The organism is Hansschlegelia quercus, from assembly GCF_004310425.1.
GTDB lineage: Bacteria > Pseudomonadota > Alphaproteobacteria > Rhizobiales > Methylopilaceae > Methylopila > Methylopila quercus.
The window spans coordinates 529,341-548,852 of sequence record NZ_SIUB01000002.1; the positions used below are offsets into that span (position 1 = coordinate 529,341).

Sequence of the window (19,512 nt, forward strand, 5' to 3'; positions counted from 1 at the left end):
AGCGGCGGGGCGACCGAAGGCGCCGCCCCGCCGCCTTCGCTCACTTCATTCCGAGGCGAACCTTCAGTCCCGCCTTTGCGACGAAGCCGGGGCTGGCGTCGGCGGCGAGATAGCGCGTGTATTTCTTGTCGGTGACGTTGTTGAGGTTCAGATAGGCGGTCGCCGCCTCGCTGATCGCGTAGGAGCCGTAGAGATCGATCCGGTTGAAGGAGGGCGCCTTCACCAGAGCGCTGTCCCCGAATGAGCCGAGGCTCGAGTCGGTCGCGTCGCGCTTGCCGTACCAGGTCCACCGCACGCCCGCGTCGAGCCGCTCGTCGAAGGCCCGGAAACCGATCGTGGTCGAGAGCTTCTGCGGCTGGACGCTGATGAGGTCGCCGCCGTTCTCCTTGTTGCGCCCATGCTGATAGGCGTAGGCGAGCAGGCCGTAGACCCGGCCCATGTCGTACTGGCCTTCAAGCTCGAAGCCTTTGATGCGCGCCTTGGCGATGTTGTCGTAAGTCTGATTGGGAATTGTGATGAACGGGCCGCCCGGAAATAGTTGGAACGGCGTTCCCGGCCTTTCAGCAAGATCGATGAAGTTCGTCACATCGTTCTGGAAGACGTTCGCTTTCAGCCTGACCTTGTCCTCAGCGACGAAGACGCCATCCCGCTTGACGTTGACGCCGATCTCTTTCGTTCGACCGACTTCGGGTTTGAGGTCGAAATTGGGAAGAAGATCGAAGGTCGAGCCAGGGACGCCGGGGATAACAGCGGGGTGGGTCCCGCTGATCAGCGTCTCGGTCACCGATGGAGCACGGTAGCCTTCTGCATAGGTGCCGTAGACGCTCAGCCAGGGCAGCGGCGTTACAGCGACCGTGCCCTTCGGCGACAGGCGACCGCCATCCGCCTTCTTGCCGTCCCCCTTGAGCTGGTAATGATCGTAGCGCAGGCCGCCGATCAACTCGAGCCAGTGGTACCTGGCCTGCCACTCGGCGAAGCCGCCCGACACGGTCCGCTCGCCCGTCGGCGTGAAGAGGTCGTTGGTGCCCGCGCTATCCTCCACGTGCACCTTGTCGCGGAAGACGTCCGCGCCGTAGGTCAGCGTGTTCTCGACCTCGCCTGTCGTGAAGCGTGACGAATTGTGGATGTCGGCGCCCACCGTGTCGATCTTGAAGAACAGATTGGTGCCCGCGGCAGCGCCGAAGGCTCCGGGCGTCAGGCGCTCCTGATCGTCCTCCGTCCGCGTCCAATAGGCGGAGGTCGACAGGTCGATCAGCGGGTTGTCGGGGCTCGCGAAGGTCCACTTCACCGACGCCTGCTTCTGATCGACGTCATGCTTGACGCGACGCGCGGGCGGCCCCCAGGCACCGTTTGTGTAGTCGGCGCCGTAGACGAGGCCGGAAAAAGTGAGCTCGTGGCCGTCAGCGGGGCGGATCCTGAGCTTGGCCATGCCGGACTCGATCGACTGGCCTGAATCCTGAACCTTGTCGCCGTCGCCGTCGTCATAGCTGTCGCTGTGACGCTTGACGCCGCCGATCACGATGTCAGCCGCGTCGCCGGCGCGCGCGCCCACGAAGGTGGAGCCCATCAGTTCGCCGGTGTTGCTGGCCGCGGAGCCGTTGAACAGGACGCCGGCCTTCTCGCCGGCCTTGATGACGTCGTCCGCCGTCTTGGTGTCGATCGACACCACGCCGCCGATCGCGCCTGAACCGTAGACATTCGCGACCGGCCCACGGACGACGTCCACGGAGGAGATCATCTCCGGATCAAGATAGAACATGCCGTTCGCGTTGTGCCCGGAGCGCTGATAGTCCTGCCGCGCGCCGTCGACGATCACCGCGACGCGGCCGAAATCCTGCAGGCCACGGATCGAGATCGAGGTCGCAGGATCGTCCGGCTCCTCCTGCGTCGCGTCGACGCCTGGCAGCGCTTCGAAGACGTCGGAGACGCGCCGCGGCCCGATGCGCGCGAGATCCTTCTCACGCAGTGAACTCACCGCGGCCTTGGCGCCGATTGTCTCTTCTTTGGTTTTCGTCGCAAGCACGGTGATCGGCTCGAGGGTCGAAGTCTCCTCGGCGGTGGGTGCGGCGGCCTGTTGGGCGAAGCCCGGCGTCGCGAAGACGAGCGCGGACGCGCTCGCGAGAGCGAGCGTCCGCAAGCGAACGGCAATCGTCATGTCTTTCCCCGAAATGTCCCGAACGCCATCGGCTGGCTGGCGATCGTTTCGGGGATCGCGGGCTGGCAGGCGATACGCGCCGGGTTGCCGGCGCGCTCTGACTTCAGCCACTACGGCAGCACAGCTAGGCGCGTCAATAAGAACGCGTTTTTTTATTGACGAAACATCGGCATGACTGCGCTTATGCCACAGCTACGCAGAACTATACTTTGTAGAATTGGAATAATTCGCGAATGCAACCCCCGCCCCCTGCCCCGCCGCCGCAGTCCGAGCGCACCGTGTCGATCGCGGCCGACACTGTGGACAGCGCCGCTTTGATCGGTCCTGCGCGGGAATTACTGATCCGCCATGGCGACGCCACCTACCGGCTTCGCATCACGTCCCAGAACAAGATGATCCTGACGAAATGAGCGAGGCTCGAGAGCTGCATCCGGCCGCCGAGATCTCCCGCCGCGCCGTCCTGCTCGGAATGTCCGCCTCGGCCCTCGCGCTGCGGCCCAGCCAGGCGATGGCGAAGGCCGCCGGCGACAAGATCGTCACGCTTGGAGGCGGCGTAACCGAGATCGTCTATGCGCTTGGCGCGGGCGACCGGATCGTCGCGGTGGACCTGACGTCGACCTATCCCGCCGCCGCGCGCGGAAAACCGAATGTCGGCTACTACCGGCGCCTCTCGGCGGAAGGCGTGTTGGCTCTCGCCCCAACCGCGATCGTTGCGGCCGACGGCGCGGGACCCAAGGAGACCATGGACGTGCTGGCCTCGGCCGCGGTCCCGCTGGTGTCGCTCGCCGAAGTCCGCCGCCCCGGCGACGTCGCGACCCGCATTCGTGCGGTCGCAGAGGCGATTGGCGAGCAGGAGCGCGGCACCGCGCTCGCCGATGCCGTATCCGCGGATCTGTCTACGCTCGCGGAAGACATCTTCCACATACAGAAACGGCAGCGCACGCTGATCCTGCTCGGGCCCTCCAATGGCGGCCCGCTGACCGCCGCCGGCAGCCAATCCACCGGCGCGCTCGCGCTGGAGCTCGTCGGCGGCGACAATGTCGCGGCGTCGATGACGGGCTGGAAGCCGCTCGTCGACGAGGCCGTGCTCGCGCTCTATCCCGAGGCCGTCATCGTCATGGCGACCGGCGCGCCGGTTTCGGTCGACGCTGTCGCGCGGCACCCGGCGCTCGCCGGTTCGGCGGCGGTGCGAGACAATCGCGTGGTGGCGGCCGACGCGCTCGGTCTGGTCGGCTTCGGGCCGCGGGTCGCCCATATCGCCCAGGGTGTCGCAAAGCGGATCTATTCCGATCAGGCGTTTCGAGAGCTGCCGGCGCGCCCTTGGACGGAGCAAGCGCCGCCCAAGTGACCAAATTCTCAGGCGTTTCCGCGGCCATCGCTCTGCTGGTCTTCGCGGTCGTCGCGTCGCTGTCGATCGGACCCGTCGCGATCGGGCCGACGCGGCTTGGCGAAGTGTTCAACGCGATCGTCGCGAACGGCGGCCGGGCCGGCCTGCCGGCGGAGTTCGTGCGCGACGCCACCATTCTCGCCGACATCAGGGCGCCGCGAACCGTGCTCGGCGCGCTTGTCGGCGCGGCGATGGCGCTCGCGGGCGCGGTGATGCAGGGCATGTTCCGCAACCCTCTCGCCGATCCCGGCCTCATCGGCGTGTCGTCGGGCGCCGCCTTCGCCGCCGTGTCGTGGATCGTGCTGGGCGAGGGCGTCGCCCATCTCCTGCCTCAGGCGCTGGCGGAGCTCGGGATGCCGCTGGCGGCTTTCGCGGGAGGGCTCGCCACCACGCTTCTGCTCGCGCGCATCGCCTCCCGCGACGGGCGCACCGAGATCGCGGTGATGCTGCTCGCGGGCGTCGCGCTCGGCGCGCTGTCGGCGGCGGGGACCGGCCTGCTGGTGTTCACCGCCCGCGACGACCAGCTGCGCGCCTTCCTGTTCTGGACGCTCGGCAGTCTCGGCGGCGCGACCTGGTTCAAGATCGCGCTCGCCCTCCCCTTCATGCTCGCGCTCGGGCTTGCGGCGCCGTTCCTGGCTCGGGGCCTGGACGCGGTCGCGCTCGGCGAACGCGCGGCCTTCCATGTCGGAATTGACGTCGAGCGGCTGAAGCGTGTGGCGGTGGTCGGCGTCGCGGCGGCGGTCGCGGCGGCCGTCGCGAGCGCAGGCACGATCGGCTTCGTCGGGCTCGCCGCACCGCATCTGGTCCGGCTGGCGATCGGTCCCGGCCACCGGGCGCTTCTGCCGGCGTCAGCCGTGCTCGGCGCGGCGCTGCTTCTGCTATCGGACGTCGCCGCCCGCACGCTCGCGACGCCGGCCGAGTTGCCGATCGGCGTGGTGACGGCCGCCTTCGGCGCGCCGTTCTTCCTCTGGCTCCTGATGCGCCGACGCGGCCGGATGGTCGGATGAGCGGGTTGCTGGCGGAAGCCGTCTCCGTGCGGCTCGGCGGCCGGCTGGTCCTCGACCAGGCGAGCGTCTTGGTGCGTCCCGGCGAGGTGGTGGTCCTGATCGGGCCGAACGGCGCGGGCAAGTCGACGCTGCTCTCCGCGCTCGCCGGCGACGTCACGCCGACGAGCGGCCGCGTCCTTCTGGACGGCGCGGAGGTCGGTTCGTTTCGGCCACGCGCGCTGGCGCGGCGGCGCGCTGTGCTGGCCCAGACCAACGACCTCGCCTTCCCGTTCACGGTGGGCGAAACCGCCCGTCTCGGCCTGCCTGTCGGGATCGCGCGGCGTGAAGCGGACGCGATCGTCGCGCGCAATCTCGCGCTCGTCGGTCTGGGCGATGCGGCCGGCCGGCCGTGCTCGGAGCTGTCCGGCGGCGAGCGGCAACGGGCGCACCTCGCCCGCGTGATGGCGCAGCTCGACGCCGAACCCGATGGCGCGCCGCGCTATCTGATGCTCGACGAGCCGACCGCCAATCTCGACCTCGAACACCAGCTCGCGACACTCGCCGTCGCGCGCCGACATGCGGAGGCCGGTGGCGGGGTGCTCGCGGTGCTGCACGACGTCAATCTCGCGGCGATGGCCGCCGACGTGATCGTCGCGCTGAAGGCCGGGGCAATCGTCGCCGCCGGCGCGCCGCACGACGTCGTCACCGACAAACTTGTCCGGACGCTCTACCGCGTGGACGCCGAAGTGCGAGGCGTTCCGGAAGGACCGTTCCTCTTGCCGCAATCGGCGCGCAGCGAAACCTGAGCCGCGCTGTCGCGGCCCCTTACGGGCGCGCCCCGCCGGCCATCTGCTGGAACACGCCGTCGCGGCGAACCAAAGCGTGGAACAGAGCCGCGGCGACGTGGAGCAGCACCAGCGTGAAGAAGACGAAGGCGAGGGTGCGGTGCGCGTCCCAGAGCAGGGCGTGGAGCTCACGGCTTGGCGCGACGATGGGCGGCAAGTTGAAGCCTCCCCACAGCGTGATCGGATAGTCCGCGGCGGACAGCATCGCCCAACCGATGAGCGGCATGGCGACCATCAGCCCATAGAACGCGTAGTGCGAGGCCTTCGCAGCGAGCTTCATCGGCGAAGGCAGGTCCACGGGCAACGGCGGCGCTCCATAGCGGAAGCGGACGGCGATACGGATGATCACCAGCGCAAGCAGCGCGACGCCAAGCGGCTTGTGGATCGAAACGAGCGTCAGATGGGTCGCCGCAATGGTCGAGACCATGCCGACGCCGATGAACAGCATGGCGATAATGCCGGCCGCCATCAGCCAGTGGATCAGGCGCTGCAGCGGCGTGAAACGCGGAAGCTCATCAGCCACGGCGTCTGCTTTGGGGAAAGAAGCGGCATCGGTCATTTGGCGGGATAATCCTTGGCCTCGGCCGTGCGCCGGTCGAACGAAACGGCGTAGGCGGCGGAGCGCGCGGCGGGGAACGGATCGTCCGAGGTCCTGATCCCCAACGGCAGCACAGTCGGGTCGAAATTGACGTCACGGCACGGGCCGTCGGCCTCGGGCTCGACCTTGTCGGCGATCAGCTTCCCGACCTCGACCGTGCGGCGGTCGGCCGGCCATGCCTTGCTCGGATCGGCTGTCGGGTCGCCGGGATCCGCTACCGTCACGACAAGCGTCCAGCGCGCAGGGCCGGCCGCAATGCGCTGGGTGATCTCTTCCTGCAGGAAGTCAGGTCCGCGCTTGGCGATATCGTCTGCGGGAACCGAAACCGGCGGGGCCTCGGGGACCCAGGACCACCGCACGGCGCGATCCTTACCCCCGGCGTCCGTGAAGATGAAGCTGTTCAAACCGTTATAGCGTTCCTCGGCGTAGCTCGCGGTCCAGGGCGCGGTCTTGGTCCAGCCGCCGAAGCCGGCGATCTCCGGATGGGTGGCGGCGAAATTCTTCATCGCCTCTGGCGCCTTGCTGCCCGATGCCTGCAGCAACTCGTAGAAGGCTTGTGGCGTCGAGACCGGGAAGACCGGCGCGCTGATCTGGGCGCTGCGCCATTCCTGCCCGTCGGGCGTCGAGATCCTGACGCTGAAGCCGCGGACGCGCGCCTTGGCGTCCGGGGCGACCGGGCTGGGGGTGCCAAAGTTGAAGCGGCCAACAACGGGGTAGCGCCCGGCTTCGAAGACCTGCGCCTTGGAAAGCTCCGCTCCCGCGCCGTTCGACTCGAAGGACCCGGTGAAGCAGACGCCCTTGGCGTGGTTGCGGCGATGGCCGAGCGCCGGCCCGCCCGGCGGGGCGAATGCGTCCACGACCTTGGCGGGGGTCAATCGGTCCGGCGACAGCCAGCCAGCCGTGTAGGCGAAGGCGGCTGCGCCTCCGCCGACCACGAACCCGATCGCCGTAAGCGACGCCAGCAACGAGCGTGAGCGGGTTGGGTCTGCCAAGGAAATCCCCCTATCCAAGTTCGGCCGGTCCGCGTCGATCGACTTTTCCGGCCTGTCGCGTCCCTCTTCGGAGGCGACGGCGGGAGCGTTACCGACGTCCGCAAAATACCTGGAGGCCCGCGGCCGGCCGACGTGTCGTGAAACGTCCTGCTTTGAAAAGCCGTACCTAGCTCACGATATTGGCGTCATACGACGGGCGAAGGAGACGGGGATGACCGAGACAACCGAACGCGCAGTCCTGGCAGGCGGGTGCTTCTGGGGAATGCAGGACCTGATCCGCAGGCAGCCCGGCGTGCTCTCCACCCGTGTCGGATATAGCGGCGGCGACGTTCCGAACGCGACCTATCGCAACCATGGCACGCATGCCGAGGCGATCGAGATCATCTACGATCCGAAGGTCACGAGCTTCCGCCGGATGCTGGAGTTCTTCTTCCAGATCCACGATCCCACCACCCCGAACCGGCAGGGCAACGATCGCGGCACGGGCTATCGCTCGGCGATCTTCACTCTCGACGAGGACCAGCGTCGGATCGCGGAGGAGACCATCGCCGATGTCGACGCTTCCGGTCTGTGGCCGGGCAAGGTGGTGACCGAGGTCTCGGCGGCGGGCCCGTTCTGGGAGGCCGAGCCGGAGCATCAAGACTACCTCGAGCGGTTCCCGGCCGGCTACACCTGCCACTTCATCCGACCGAACTGGCGGCTCCCTGCCCGCGAAGAGGTTCGGCAGGCTAGCTGATCAAGCGTCCGCAATGGAAAGCCCAGGCGATCCTCGTCCGGGCTTTTTTGCGCACATGACATGCTGCGTCGCGGAGCTGCCGACGCTCCTCGCTTGGGATCGCGCGCTTAAGGAAATCAAGCGATGAGCGGGATCGTCATCGTCGGCGCGGGCCAGGCGGGGTTTCAGCTGTGCGCTTCGCTCCGGCAGGCGGGGTTCACTGGAGCGCTGACGATTGTCGGCGAAGAGCCGGCGCTTCCCTACAGCCGTCCGCCGCTCTCGAAAGCCTATCTGGCCGGCGAGGCGGCTCGCGACGCGCTCGCGCTGAGGCCGGTCGCCTTCTACGCCGAGCACGACGTGACGGCGCTGACGTCGGAACGGGTCACATCGATCGATCGCGCGGAACGGCTCGTCCGGCTCCAGTCCGGCGGGATTATCGCCTACGATCACCTCGTCCTCGCCACCGGCGCGCGCAATCGCCCGCTGTTAGTTCCAGGCGCAAATCTCCCTGGCGTTCTTCAGCTTCGCACCATCGCGGACGCTGACGCGCTGATGGCGGAGATGGGGCGGGCCCGCTCGGTCGCGATCGTCGGCGCCGGCTTCATCGGGCTGGAGTTCGCCGCTGTCTGCGCGGCGATGGGGATCTCCGTCACGGTTCTCGAAGGCGCCGGCCGTGTCCTGTCCCGATCTGTCTCCGCCCCCATGGCCGCGGCGATCGAGGTGGCGCATGTCTCCGCCGGGGTAATCTTCGTGTACGACGCGGTCGTCAGCGCCGTGACCGGCGCAGCCCGCGCCGACGGCGTCGCGACCAGCGACGGCCGGCGCTTCCCCGCGGACCTCGTGCTGGTCGGCATCGGCGTTCTGCCCAATGGGGAGCTCGCCACGGATGCCGGCCTCGCTGTCTCGAGCGGGATCGACGTCGACGCATTTCTCGCAACCAGCGATCCGTCGATCTCGGCGATCGGCGACTGCGTCAACGTCCCCTCCCCGTTTGCAGATGGGGCGCGGGTGCGGATCGAATCCGTTCAGAACGCTGTCGACGGCGCGCGCTGCCTCGCCGCACGGCTGACGGGCAAGCCCGCACCCTACGCCGCCGTGCCGTGGTTCTGGAGCGATCAGGGACCGCTGAAGCTGCAGATTGCGGGTTTGGGGACGCCTCACAACCTCGCCGTCGTGCGCGGCGAGCCGGCCAGCGGGGCGTTCTCGACCTTCTGCTATCGCGGCGGCCGACTGGTCGGCGTCGAGTCGCTGAATCGCGCGGCCGATCACATGATCGCGCGGCGCCTGCTTCAATCCGGTGCGAGCCTCGCTCCTGAGCAGGCGGCCGATCCGGCTTTCAATCTCAAGGCGCTCGCTCTGAACGCCGGGCGCTAGGCACGTATCACGCCCGAAGCGCGACGTCGTAGCGGAGCCGGACGACGCCGTCCTTCGCGGAGCTCTCCTTCAGGGTGAGCTTGAGGAGGTTGGAGAGGCTGACGTCGCCCGATTCGAAGATCGCCCGCTCGGCCGTCAGCCCGACGATCGCCGGCCAGATCAGCACGACGATCTCGTCGACCAAGCCGGCCTTGAGGAACGTCCCGTTCACCCCGCCCCCGCCTTCCAGTAGCAGGCGCTTCACGCCGAGCTCGCGCGCGAGCAGATCGAGCGCTGCCGCGAGGTCGATGTCGGAACCGTCGGAGACGACATAGGAGACGCCGTCGCTAGCGAGCTCTGCGAGATGGGCGTCGGAGACGGCGGAGGCCAGCAGGACGACGACATGCTCGCCGCCGATATCCGGCTTGTCGAAATGGAGCTTGCCCGAGGGGTCGACGATGATGGCGTAGCCCGCCGCGTCGCGCGTCGCGAAATGATGCGGCCGCTCCGGCGCGTCGAAGGATTCCGGCGGATGCGCCTTAGCCTTCGACATCTCTGCGCCGGTCACGCGGCCGATAATCCAGCCATCCCCCTCGAAATCCTCATGCGCTGACTCGAACGCCTTGCCCCGTGCGGCGATCTCCTCCTTGGCGCCGTCGCCCGTGCGGCCGGATTTGAGCCTCCCGTCGAGCGAGCTCACCATCAGGCATGTGAGATGCGGCTTCATCGGCGGACTCCGTTACTAGCAGGAACGGCCGAGGTAGCGCGGGCAGTAAGGGCGTCTAGGCCGGAGGCGCTTCTGCGAACTTCCGCATCGCAGCGACCACCTGCTCCTGCCGGTAAGGCTTGGAGAAGAACAGGCTGCGATCGGGAAGTTGCACATCCGTCAGCTTGACGTGGCCGGACGTGACGATGATCTCGATCGGTGGCCAGCGGTCCCGGATCAGCGCGGCGAGCTTCAGCCCGTCGATCCCGCGCGGCATGTCGATGTCGGTGAAGACGATCCGAATATCGAGCCTCTCCTCGAGGATCAGGAGCGCTTCCGTAGCGTCGGCTGCCTCGAGCGCTTGGAAGCCCGCCTCCTCCACCATATCGACCGCCATCATCCGCAGAATAGGCTCGTCCTCGACGACAAGGACCACCTGCGGCGGCGACGTCCGCGCATAGGGGGAACGATCATCGACCGTCATGAATTACGCACCTGCTCGAGAGGAGCGCGGAACTCCGCCTCCAACCCCGTTGGGGAATAACGGAGCAGCACGCCGCCCGTTCCGACCAAACCCATATGGATCAGCCGCGACCCGAAGCCGCGTCCCGCAGGTTCGTGGGTCGCGGGCCCGCCCGACTCCCGCCAATCGAGCACGATCTCTCGAGCGTCGCCCTCCCCTTCAAGACGCCAGACCACTGAGACGAGACCGCCTTCCGCCGATAGCGCGCCGTGCTTGACGGCGTTGGTGCCCATCTCGTGCAGCAACAATGAAAGCGAAAGCGCGGCGCGCGGTCCGAGGTCGATTTCGGGGCCGGAGATTGCGACACGGCTCCGCGTAGCAAACGTTTCAAGCACCGTATCCGTGAGAACGTCCAGGCGCGCGGCGGTCCAGCTTTCGGCGAGTAGCACGTCGTGCGCGGCGGAGAGCGCGTGAAGCCGCTTGGTGAAGGCCTCCACGGGCCCGCGATCCGGCACGGACTTGAGCGTCTGAATAGCGATGGCCTGTATCATGGCCATCATGTTCTTCATGCGGTGACTGAGCTCCTGGTTCAGCACCGCGCGCTCGTTCTCGGCCCGGACCCGTGCGACGCCGGCCTGGATCCGGTCGGCGACGTTGCGCAGGAAGGTCAGCGCTTCCGGCGTCCATTCCCGCGGCTCGCGATCATGCACGATCAGCAGCGCCACCACGCGCCCGTGATCCCGCACGGGAACGTTGACCATGGCGGAGACTGCGATCTTCTCCATCCGCTCATAGGTAGCGGCGGTCCGGGGATCGGTCCGGGCGTCCGAGATCACCAGCAATTCGTCGCTTTCAGGGGCCCCGCCGAGCAGATCGCCATAATCCGTGAAGCGGTGACGGCCGACAATGCTCGACACGCCCTCGGCGCTCCAGTCGGAGACGATGTCGATGTGCTCAAGCCCCCCGTCGAGATAGCCAAAGCCGGCGCGCGTGACGCCGAGGGTCCGCGCCACCAGCTCCGAGGCGACCTGGACGACTTCGTCGATATCGTCGAGGTCGCGGAGGCGGTCGCCGAGCTCGAGCAGCGCGTTGCGACGCTCCACCGCCTCAAGCCCCGAGCGCACCAGCGCGTCGCGTTCGCCGAGCGCGCGCCGCAGCTCCATCTGGCTCATCACCTGCCGGCCGAGCGTGCGCAACGCGTCGGCTTGCCGGTCGGTCAGTCCTTCCGGGCGCGGCTTGCCGTCGATGACGCAGAGGCTGCCGAGCACGTGCCCCTCCGCAGTCCTCAAGGGGGCGCCGGCATAGAAGCGGATGTACGGCTCGCCAGTCACCAGCGGGTTGTCGCGGCTGCGCGCGTCAGCCGACAGGTCCGGGATGACGAGAAGGTCGGGCTCGGCGAGCGCGTGGGCGCAGACGGAGCTGCCGAGATCCGTGCCGCACGGCTCAAACCCGACGCGCGCCTTGAACCACTGGCGGTCGCCCGCGACGAGACTGACGAGCGAGACCGGAGTCTCGCAGATCAGGCTCGCCAGTCGGACGATGTCGTCAAATCCGGGCTCGGGCGGCGTGTCGAGGATATCGTGCTCGGCCAGCACGGCGAGCCTCGCCTCGTCTCTCGTGAGTTCCGGCGGGTTCACTGCTCGTCTCGCATCGAGGCACTTAGGCTGAGAAAGGACGGCAAGTCCCGCCATAAAACAATAACGCGGCGCCCAGTCGCATTTCGCAGTTAAAGGCGTTGCTGGCGACGCTCCGATGCACGTCGTAGTGATCGAACGATGATGCAAAGCCGTGCGCCCCGCGCCCTACGACGGTCGGCCAATCTCAGGAGCTGTCATGTCCCGCCTCTATGTCGTGCTCGACGTCTTCACCGGAGATGCGCTCGCCGGCAATCCGCTGGCCGTCGTGCTTGACGCCTCCGGCCTCGACAGCGGCGGCATGCAGGCCATCGCCCGTGAGTTCAATCTGTCCGAGACGGTCTTTCTGCTGCCAGCCGACGACGAGGCCCGGAAGGCGAAGCTCAGGATCTTCACGCCGGCCCGAGAACTACCGTTCGCCGGCCATCCGACGGTCGGGACCGCGGTCCTGCTCGGCCTGATGGACGCTGTCGCCGGCAAGGGACGCGAGGCCGCTTTCGAGATCGAGGAGGCGGTTGGCGTCATCGCATGCCGCACCCGCGCGACGACCAAGCGGTCAGGCGTCGCGACCTTCGCGCTGCCACGCCTGCCGGAAGCTTCCGGACCCCCGCCCGACGCGGCGGCGGTCGCGGCCGCTCTCGGTCTGGAGCCGGACGATATCGGCTTCGACGATCACGTCGTGGCGCGCTTCGACGCCGGCAACCCGTTCTGCTTCGTTCCGCTGAAGTCCGTGGCGGCGCTTGGACGCGCCACGCCCGATTTCGCGCGCTGGACGGCGTTCGCCGCCGATCGCGGCGCCTTCCTCTACACGAGCGAAACCGGCGACCCCGCACTCGCATTCCGCGCGCGGATGTTCTCGGCCAGCATCCGCGAGGACCCGGCGACGGGCTCCGCGGTTGCGGCCTTCGCCGGCGCGATCATGGCCTTTGACAACCCAGGGGACGGCGAGAGCGCGATCTCGATCGGACAGGGCTTCGAAATGGGCCGACCGAGCTTGATCGAACTCGGCCTGAACGTCACCGACGGGGCCCTGATCTCGGCGACGATCGGCGGCGCCGCGGTGGTGGTCGCGGAGGGAACGCTTTTCGTCCGCTGAGGCGACCATGGCGTCGAGCGGCTTCTACCGCCGCACGGTCTCTCCCAGCCTCTTGCGCTGCAGCTTGCCGTTCGCGGACCGCGGAAGACGGTCGACGAAGTGGAATATCTTCGGCCGCTTGTAAGAGGCGAGCTTCTCCGCGCAGACGCTCGCGAGCGCCGCTTCGTCCGGCCCCGCGCCCTCCTTCAGCACCATGAACGCCGCGATGACCGAGAGATCCTCGCGCACCCGCCATTCGGCGACGCCGACATCGGCCACGCTCGGATGATCAAAAAGCGCCGCCTCCACCTCGGCCGGCGACACGCGATAGCCGAGCGCGTTCATGATGTCGTCCGCGCGGCCGTGGTGCCAGAGGTAGCCGTCTTCGTCGAACGAGACGAGATCGCCGGAAACGAACCAGTCGCCACGGAAAACCGCCTCGTCCTCCTCCGGACGGCGCCAGTAGCCGCGCATCAAGCCGGGATCGGAGCGATGCACCGCGAGCAGCCCCGTCTCACCCGCGGGAACCGGTGTCTCGCCGCCTTCGACCGGCAGGGCCGCAACCTTGCGGCCGCGCTGTGGACGGCCGGGCGAGCCCGGCTTCGTCGGCGTCGTCGGTGAAGACGACACGAAGGTCGAAATCTCGCTCATCCCGAACGCCTCGTAGATTTCGAGCCCCGTCTTCGCCCGCCATTCGTCGAGCAGCGCGATCGGCAGCGCCTCGCCCGCGGCGAGGCCGTGCCTGAGGCTCGGGAGCCGCATTCCCTCGGCCCAGCCGCGTTTCAGAATCTGCCGGTAGACGCCTGGCACCGCGGCGAAGATCGTGGCGCCCAGCCGCTCGATCAGGCGGGGCCAGTCGGCGGGGTCGGACACGCCGCGGGCGAGCGCCGCCGTCGCCCCGCAGGACCACGGGTCGAGCACGCCGACGCCGAGCGTATAGGTCCAGTTAAAGGCCCCCGCGTGCAGCACGAGGTCGTCTTCCAAAAGCCCCAGCCAGTCCTCGCGCATCGGCGCGCGGCCGAGCGCGACGCGGTGGGCATGGAGAACGCCCTTGGGGCGTCCCGTCGTGCCGGAGGTATAGACGAGATAGGCGGGATCTTCCGCCGAGGTCGGGGCGTAGTCCGCGAGCGGGACCGCCGCCTTGAGGCCGGCGAAGGCGGCGGGATCGATGATTCTGGCCTCCCCGTAGCCGGCCTCGTCGGCGCTTTCGCGGCCGAGGATCACGGCCGCTGCGCCGGCGTCCGAAACGAGGAACCGCGCCTCGTCGGGCGTCAGCATCATCGATGTCGGAACCGCGACATGCCCCGCTGCGATTACGGCGAAGAAGGCGAGGATGGTGTCCGGCTCGTTGCCCATGCGGATCACGACGCGTGACCCGGCCTCGAGGCCGAGACCGTCGATGCCACCGGCGAGGCCCAACACGGCGTGGCCGATTTCGCCGAAGGTCATCGACACCGGCGCCACGTCGTCGCCGGAAGCGACCAGCAGGCCGATCTTGCCGGCGCGTCGCGCCGCGTTTTCGGCGAGGCTGAAGCGCGCAAGGTTGAAGGGTTCGCTCAACGCTCCGCCGCTCCTGCCGAGGTCCATGATCGAACGGGCGCTCCGCCCTCCAGAACGGACGCCGGTATAATCCGGGCCGGACGCGCGCGGCCACCGCGACGAAGGGGGGTGTACCCGCGGCCCGGCGCGGGCCAAGCTCGCAAGGTCTCGCAGCGCACCATGGAGCCTCCGATGTCCAAGAGCCCGAACGCGACGCAGAACATCCAACGGCGGAGGGCCGTCCCGCTGGTGCTGATCCTCGCCTTCATCGCCGTCCCAGTGATCGCCGCCGCGCAGGAAATAAAGCCGGCGACGGAGGCCGCCGCCGTCGCCAGACCCAACATCGTGATCATCGGCACGGGCGGCACGATCGCAGGCGCCGGCGCCTCGTCGGTCAACACCGGCGACTACGACAGCGCCAAGGTTGCGGTCGACAAGATCATCGCCGCCGTGCCGGAGATGAAGCAGGTCGCCAACGTCCGCGGCGAGCAGATCTTTCAGATCGGCTCCGAGAGCTTCAACGACGAGAGGCTGCTGAAGCTCGCCAAGCGCGTCTCGGAACTGGTGAAGCAGCCGGACGTCGACGCCGTGATGATCACCCACGGCACCGACACGATCGAGGAGACGTCCTACTTCCTGAACCTGACGCTGAAGACCGAAAAACCGGTCGTCATCGTCGGCGCGATGCGGCCGGGCACCGCGCTGTCGGCGGACGGACCGCTCAACCTCTACAACGCCGCCATCGTGGCGGCTTCGGAGGAGGCGCGCGGCAAAGGCGTGCTGGTGGTGATGAACGACGAGATCCATTCCGCGCGCGACGTCACGAAGTCGAACGCGCTGAAGGTCGAGACCTTCAAGTCGCTGTACGGACCGCTCGGCGTGGTGGTCGAGAGCAAACCGTATTTCTATCGCCTGCCCTCGCGGCCGCACACGACGGCGACCGAGTTCGACATCGACCAGATCAACGGGCCGCTGCCCGAGGTCGACGTGTTCTACGCCCACGCCAGCATGAACCCGAAGATGCTGGACGCGATCGCGGGCCTCGGACCCAAAGCGCTGATCTATGTCGGCTCGGGCAACGGCAGCGTGGCCGACTACATGGAGGAGCCGCTGAAGCAGGTGAGCGCGAAGGGCATCGTCGTCGTCCGCGCGACCCGCACCGGCAGCGGCCTGGTGGTGCGCAACGGCGAAGAGAAGGACGACGAGAACGGTTGGATTGTTACCGCCGACCAGAACGCGCAGAAGGCGCGCATGCTGGTTTCGCTGGCGCTGACGAAGACGCAGGACCCGAAAGCCATCGAGGCGATGCTCTACAAGTATTGAGCCTCAGCGGGCCTGAAACGCCTTCTCGAGGGCCGCGCCTTCGGATCGAACGTCAGCGGAGCTTCCGCCGAGCAATGGTCAGTTGGTCTTCGACTTCGCTGGCTTTGCGCCGGAATCCTCGTAGGCCAGCATGTTGTCCTTGCCGAAGACCGCCTTGTCGCCCGGCATCGCCGACAGGCCGTAGGCCATCGTCGGCGCGCGCAGTTCGCAGCCGCCGGGACAGTCCAGCCTGACGGTCTCGCCCGCTTCGATCTTCGTCTTCGGCTCCTCGACGCCGCGATCGGCCGTGACCTCGACAGCCTTGTCCGACAGGTTGGTGACCGTCACGGCAAGAGCGGGAGCAGTCGTCAAGACGAGCGCGCCAAGGGCAGCCATGACGCCCGCTGTTTTCTTCATCATCGATCATTCCTCCTGCGCCCGATAAGTCTGAGACAGTTCAATCAGGCCGATACGGCGGCGCTCACCCGTTTGACATGATGATCATTCAAAACTCGACATGCAGTGATCTTCGGCAGACGGATCGATCAGGCAATACCTTCAACGAAGACGTGAAACCCATCGCAATCGAGCTGACGGCTATGTGATGTTCCGAGCGCTTTCTGAGACGCCACCGCCCTTCTCGGCCGTTCGCTTTATCGAACAACCGCGATTTACTAAGATCTAAGTCTTATGATACGTCCATGTTCCTAGGTATTTAATCTACATTCATAGTTTGCCGGCGCATTGAAAGGCTGGCCGCGACACAGTGAGACCGAGGAGCTATCTCACGTCCATGCCACGTTTCGCCGCCAACCTGACCCTCATGTTCGCCGATCGGCCGTTCCTGGAGCGCTTCCCGGCGGCCGCGACCGCCGGTTTCGACGCGATCGAATTTCTGTTCCCTTACGAGCATCCGCCCGAGGTGATCGCCGGCCGTATCGCTGCCGCGGGGCTTGACCTCGCGCTCTTCAACCTATCGCCCGGCGACTGGGCGAAGGGCGATAGGGGTCTCGCCGCCCTGCCCTCGCGTGCGGCGGAATTCCGAGCGAGCGTCGACCTCGCGCTGCGCTACGCCGCAGCGACGGGAGCGCAGCGGCTTCACGTGATGGCTGGGCTCGCGCCGGCTGACGATCTCGCGGCGGGCCGGGCTTACCGAGAGGCGCTCCGCTTTGCCTGCGACAAGGCGGGCGAAGCCGGGCTGACCATTCTGATCGAACCGATCAACGCTCGCGACATGCCCGGCTACTACCTGTCGGACTTCCGCCGCGCTGCGGACCTCATCGCCGAGCTCGACCGCTCGAACCTCAAGCTGCAGTTCGACGTCTATCACCGTCAGATCCTGCATGGGGACGTGCTGACCGGTCTCCGCGAGTTCGCGCCGATCATTAGCCATGTCCAGGTCGCGTCTGTTCCGCGGCGTGCGGAGCCGAACTCCGGCGAGCTGAACGACACATTGGTTTTCGAGGCGCTGGACGCTCTCGGCTATGCCGGCTTCGTCGGCTGCGAGTATCGCCCCGCTGGCGTCACGGAGGAGGGGCTCGGTTGGTTCGCGCCCTACCGCAGGCGCGCGGACTCGCGCTAGAAGACAGCGCCCTCCCCTCGAACCCCGGACACAAGCCACCATGCGCTGGTCGCCCCAGCAGGATGCGGCGCTAGCCTCCGTCTCGGACTGGCTGAAGCGCCCTCGCGCCCAGATCTTCCGCCTGTTCGGCTACGCCGGCACGGGCAAAACCACGCTCGCCCGGCATCTAGCGGAAGACCTCGACGGCGACGTCGCCTTCGGCGCCTATACCGGCAAGGCCGCGCTCGTCATGCGCTCCAAGGGTTGCGAGGGCGCGAGCACGATCCACGCGATGATGTACCGCCCGCGCGGCGGCGACGAAGAAGGCCCGTCCTTCGCCGTGAACCGGGACGGCGCGGCTTCGAAGGCGGACCTGATCGTCATCGACGAATGCTCGATGGTGGACGAGGAGCTCGGCCGCGACCTGCTCTCCTTCGGCAAAAAGGTGCTGGTGCTGGGCGATCCCGCGCAGCTGCCGCCCGTTAAGGGCGGAGGCTTTTTCACCGAAGGCGAGCCCGACGCGATGCTGACCGAGGTCCACCGCCAGGCGGTCGACGATCCCATCATCGCGATGTCGCTTGCGGTTCGCGAGGGCCGCGAGCTCGACTTCGGCCAGTATGGCGAAAGCCGCGTGGTCTCGCGACGCGAGATCCGCTCGGAAGACGTCACGGGCGCTGATCAGGTGCTTGTGGGCACGAACCGGACGCGGCGGCTTTATAATGGCCGTCTCCGGGAGCTGAAGGGGCTGCTCGACCCGATGCCCGCGGTCGGCGACAAGCTCGTATGCCTGCGGAACGATAAGGCCAAGGGCCTGTTCAACGGCGGCACCTGGACCGTGCAGCGACTGAAGACCGCCGACGCGACGCGCGTGAAGATGGACGTCCTGCCGGAGGACGACAGCGGCAAGCGATCGGTCTCGATCTCCGTGCTGAAGGCGTTCTTCGAAGGAGACGCAGAGGCGATACCCTTCGCCCAGCGGCGGCGCTCGGATGAGTTCGACTACGGCTATGCGCTCACCGTCCATAAAGCGCAGGGGTCGCAGTGGGACGACGTGGCCTTGTTCGACGAGAGCTTCGCCTTTCGCGAAAATCGCACGCGCTGGCTTTATACGGGCCTGACGCGCGCTGCGAAGCGGGTGACGGTGATCCGCTAGGCTCCACTTCCGCTTACGGGAAGCACTTCACTTCGGCCTCGGCCTGCGCGCGACGCAGGTTCGCGACCTTGTCGCGGAGCTCCCCGGACGAGCGGAACAGTTCCGACGATTGGCCAGCGACCTTGTTCATGCGCAGGACCACCTCCGCCTCCTCGTATTCTGAGTAAGGCAGGATGGTCGCGATCGTGTCGATCGAGCATGAGCAGTGCTCGAGCGCCTCTCGCGTCTGGCCGTTCGCCGCCATGCAGCCGAAGACGTAGTCGGCCTTGTCGACCGTGGAGTAATCGTCGCCGACGCCGGCGCGGGCAGCGCCCGAAAGCGCGCCCAGCACAACAAGGGCGACGAAAGCTTGCTTCATCATCACTGCTTGGCTCCGGCGTCCGCGGCCTTCTGCGGCTGCAGGTTCAGCTCTTCGACGACGAGGTCGCCGCCATCTTTCTTTGGCGTGACCGAGCGCAGCGAAACCAGCCCGCCGGGAACCTCGTCGGCGAATGTCAGCTCATAGGTCAGGCCTGCGAAATCCTGCAGCTTCGCCTTGTTCTGATCGTTGACGAAGGGCATCAGCAGGAACCGCCATCCGTCGAGCTCGCGCCCCGCATAGTTCACCTTTACGGGCTCGACGTCCTGATTCCGGATCGCGTCCATGATGCGGTTGCGAATGTAGAAGGGGCTGCCGCCCGTCTGCTTCTGCATCTCGCGCACCTCGCGCTCCATGACGGCGACGACCACGGGGTTCCCGGAGCGCGCCATGTTCTGGAGCTGGTTGGCGCGCGCGCCGGTGAACATGTCGATCGTGACGGAATTGGTGGCCCCGGTCGGGCCAACAGTCACCGCGATCTGGTCCTCGAACGCAGCCTCAAGCCTCTTGTCGTCAGTCTTGCGGACAAAGTGGTAGCTGATGGTCGAGCCGTCAGGCGCATTCTTCAGAGTGGGAGCCTCGAAGACGAGATCGACCGCCGTCGGGGCGGCGAACGCTGCGTCGAAGGGCAGCGCGAGACAAGCGGCGAACCCAGCCGCGCTCAGACGAAACAGACGCATGACAAGCCTT

The 19,512-nt window shown here is 67.3% G+C and carries 20 protein-coding genes; 10 read left to right on the plus strand and 10 right to left on the minus strand.

Going from position 1 to position 19,512, the window contains the following annotated elements; all coding sequences use genetic code 11:
* Positions 1 to 40 precede the first annotated feature (40 nt).
* Positions 41 to 2,155, minus strand: a complete 2,115-nt coding sequence (locus tag EYR15_RS06505; protein WP_131002223.1) for a TonB-dependent hemoglobin/transferrin/lactoferrin family receptor — start codon at positions 2,153 to 2,155, stop codon at positions 41 to 43.
* 233 nt (positions 2,156 to 2,388) lie between these two features.
* Between EYR15_RS06505 and hemP the strand changes: the two genes are divergently transcribed.
* From hemP to EYR15_RS06525, 4 genes are read left to right on the plus strand one after another with little or no spacing between them, the layout of a single operon-like run.
* Positions 2,389 to 2,565, plus strand: a complete 177-nt coding sequence (gene hemP / locus EYR15_RS06510; RefSeq protein ID WP_131002224.1) for a hemin uptake protein HemP — start codon at positions 2,389 to 2,391, stop codon at positions 2,563 to 2,565.
* Positions 2,562 to 3,503, plus strand: a complete 942-nt coding sequence (locus tag EYR15_RS06515) for a heme/hemin ABC transporter substrate-binding protein (RefSeq protein WP_131002226.1) — start codon at positions 2,562 to 2,564, stop codon at positions 3,501 to 3,503. The genes hemP and EYR15_RS06515 overlap by 4 nt, the downstream gene beginning before the upstream one ends.
* Complete coding sequence (locus tag EYR15_RS06520) at positions 3,500 to 4,549, plus strand: FecCD family ABC transporter permease (RefSeq protein WP_245498180.1); 1,050 nt, start codon at positions 3,500 to 3,502, stop codon at positions 4,547 to 4,549. Before EYR15_RS06515 ends, EYR15_RS06520 begins: the two co-directional genes overlap by 4 nt.
* Positions 4,546 to 5,334, plus strand: coding sequence for a heme ABC transporter ATP-binding protein (locus EYR15_RS06525; protein ID WP_131002229.1), 789 nt, complete (start codon positions 4,546 to 4,548; stop codon positions 5,332 to 5,334). The genes EYR15_RS06520 and EYR15_RS06525 overlap by 4 nt, the downstream gene beginning before the upstream one ends.
* 19 nt (positions 5,335 to 5,353) lie before the next feature.
* On the opposite strand, the gene EYR15_RS06530 is transcribed toward EYR15_RS06525, so the two are convergent.
* Both EYR15_RS06530 and EYR15_RS06535 read right to left on the minus strand, forming a co-directional pair.
* Positions 5,354 to 5,896, minus strand: coding sequence for a cytochrome b (locus EYR15_RS06530; RefSeq protein ID WP_245498181.1), 543 nt, complete (start codon positions 5,894 to 5,896; stop codon positions 5,354 to 5,356).
* Between the two features lie 32 nt (positions 5,897 to 5,928).
* Complete coding sequence (locus EYR15_RS06535; RefSeq protein ID WP_131002234.1) at positions 5,929 to 6,963, minus strand: catalase family peroxidase; 1,035 nt, start codon at positions 6,961 to 6,963, stop codon at positions 5,929 to 5,931.
* Between the two features lie 211 nt (positions 6,964 to 7,174).
* On the opposite strand from EYR15_RS06535, the gene msrA reads away from it, so the two are divergent.
* Together msrA and EYR15_RS06545 are read left to right on the plus strand one after the other, a co-directional pair.
* Positions 7,175 to 7,699 (plus strand): peptide-methionine (S)-S-oxide reductase MsrA, encoded by a 525-nt coding sequence (msrA, locus tag EYR15_RS06540; RefSeq protein ID WP_131002236.1) that lies wholly within the window; start codon positions 7,175 to 7,177, stop codon positions 7,697 to 7,699.
* A gap of 123 nt (positions 7,700 to 7,822) precedes the next feature.
* Complete coding sequence (locus EYR15_RS06545; protein WP_131002238.1) at positions 7,823 to 9,052, plus strand: NAD(P)/FAD-dependent oxidoreductase; 1,230 nt, start codon at positions 7,823 to 7,825, stop codon at positions 9,050 to 9,052.
* 7 nt (positions 9,053 to 9,059) lie between these two features.
* Here the strand turns inward: EYR15_RS06545 and EYR15_RS06550 are convergent, their stop codons facing one another.
* The 3 genes from EYR15_RS06550 to EYR15_RS06560 are packed head-to-tail and all read right to left on the minus strand — an operon-like array spanning position 9,060 to position 11,837.
* Positions 9,060 to 9,758 (minus strand): RibD family protein, encoded by a 699-nt coding sequence (locus tag EYR15_RS06550; protein WP_131002240.1) that lies wholly within the window; start codon positions 9,756 to 9,758, stop codon positions 9,060 to 9,062.
* Positions 9,759 to 9,813: 55 nt separating this feature from the next.
* Positions 9,814 to 10,221 (minus strand): response regulator, encoded by a 408-nt coding sequence (locus EYR15_RS06555; protein ID WP_131002242.1) that lies wholly within the window; start codon positions 10,219 to 10,221, stop codon positions 9,814 to 9,816.
* Positions 10,218 to 11,837, minus strand: a complete 1,620-nt coding sequence (locus EYR15_RS06560; RefSeq protein WP_245498182.1) for a sensor histidine kinase — start codon at positions 11,835 to 11,837, stop codon at positions 10,218 to 10,220. Before EYR15_RS06560 ends, EYR15_RS06555 begins: the two co-directional genes overlap by 4 nt.
* Positions 11,838 to 12,033: 196 nt before the next feature.
* Here EYR15_RS06560 and EYR15_RS06565 point away from each other — a divergent pair, with 196 nt between their 5' ends.
* Positions 12,034 to 12,930 carry a PhzF family phenazine biosynthesis protein gene (locus EYR15_RS06565; protein ID WP_131002246.1) on the plus strand — a complete coding sequence of 299 codons (897 nt, stop codon included), beginning with the start codon at positions 12,034 to 12,036 and terminating at the stop codon, positions 12,928 to 12,930.
* A 24-nt stretch (positions 12,931 to 12,954) separates the two neighbouring features.
* Here EYR15_RS06565 and EYR15_RS06570 read toward each other — a convergent pair whose 3' ends face one another.
* Positions 12,955 to 14,496 (minus strand): acetate--CoA ligase, encoded by a 1,542-nt coding sequence (locus EYR15_RS06570; RefSeq protein WP_131002248.1) that lies wholly within the window; start codon positions 14,494 to 14,496, stop codon positions 12,955 to 12,957.
* 144 nt (positions 14,497 to 14,640) lie between these two features.
* Between EYR15_RS06570 and EYR15_RS06575 the strand changes: the two genes are divergently transcribed.
* Positions 14,641 to 15,771: an asparaginase gene (locus EYR15_RS06575; RefSeq protein ID WP_131002250.1), complete on the plus strand. Its 1,131-nt coding sequence runs from the start codon at positions 14,641 to 14,643 to the stop codon at positions 15,769 to 15,771.
* A gap of 78 nt (positions 15,772 to 15,849) precedes the next feature.
* Here EYR15_RS06575 and EYR15_RS06580 read toward each other — a convergent pair whose 3' ends face one another.
* Complete coding sequence (locus tag EYR15_RS06580) at positions 15,850 to 16,170, minus strand: hypothetical protein (protein WP_131002252.1); 321 nt, start codon at positions 16,168 to 16,170, stop codon at positions 15,850 to 15,852.
* A 373-nt stretch (positions 16,171 to 16,543) separates the two neighbouring features.
* On the opposite strand from EYR15_RS06580, the gene otnI reads away from it, so the two are divergent.
* Complete coding sequence (otnI, locus tag EYR15_RS06585; protein WP_131002254.1) at positions 16,544 to 17,332, plus strand: 2-oxo-tetronate isomerase; 789 nt, start codon at positions 16,544 to 16,546, stop codon at positions 17,330 to 17,332.
* 40 nt (positions 17,333 to 17,372) lie between these two features.
* Positions 17,373 to 18,464 carry an ATP-dependent DNA helicase gene (locus EYR15_RS06590; protein ID WP_131002256.1) on the plus strand — a complete coding sequence of 364 codons (1,092 nt, stop codon included), beginning with the start codon at positions 17,373 to 17,375 and terminating at the stop codon, positions 18,462 to 18,464.
* Between the two features lie 13 nt (positions 18,465 to 18,477).
* Here the strand turns inward: EYR15_RS06590 and EYR15_RS06595 are convergent, their stop codons facing one another.
* Both EYR15_RS06595 and EYR15_RS06600 read right to left on the minus strand, forming a co-directional pair.
* A complete protein-coding gene (locus EYR15_RS06595) occupies positions 18,478 to 18,825 on the minus strand; it encodes a hypothetical protein (RefSeq protein WP_131002258.1) in 348 nt (115 codons plus the stop codon).
* Positions 18,825 to 19,502 carry a hypothetical protein gene (locus tag EYR15_RS06600; RefSeq protein ID WP_131002260.1) on the minus strand — a complete coding sequence of 226 codons (678 nt, stop codon included), beginning with the start codon at positions 19,500 to 19,502 and terminating at the stop codon, positions 18,825 to 18,827. The genes EYR15_RS06595 and EYR15_RS06600 overlap by 1 nt, the downstream gene beginning before the upstream one ends.
* Positions 19,503 to 19,512: the final 10 nt, after the last annotated feature.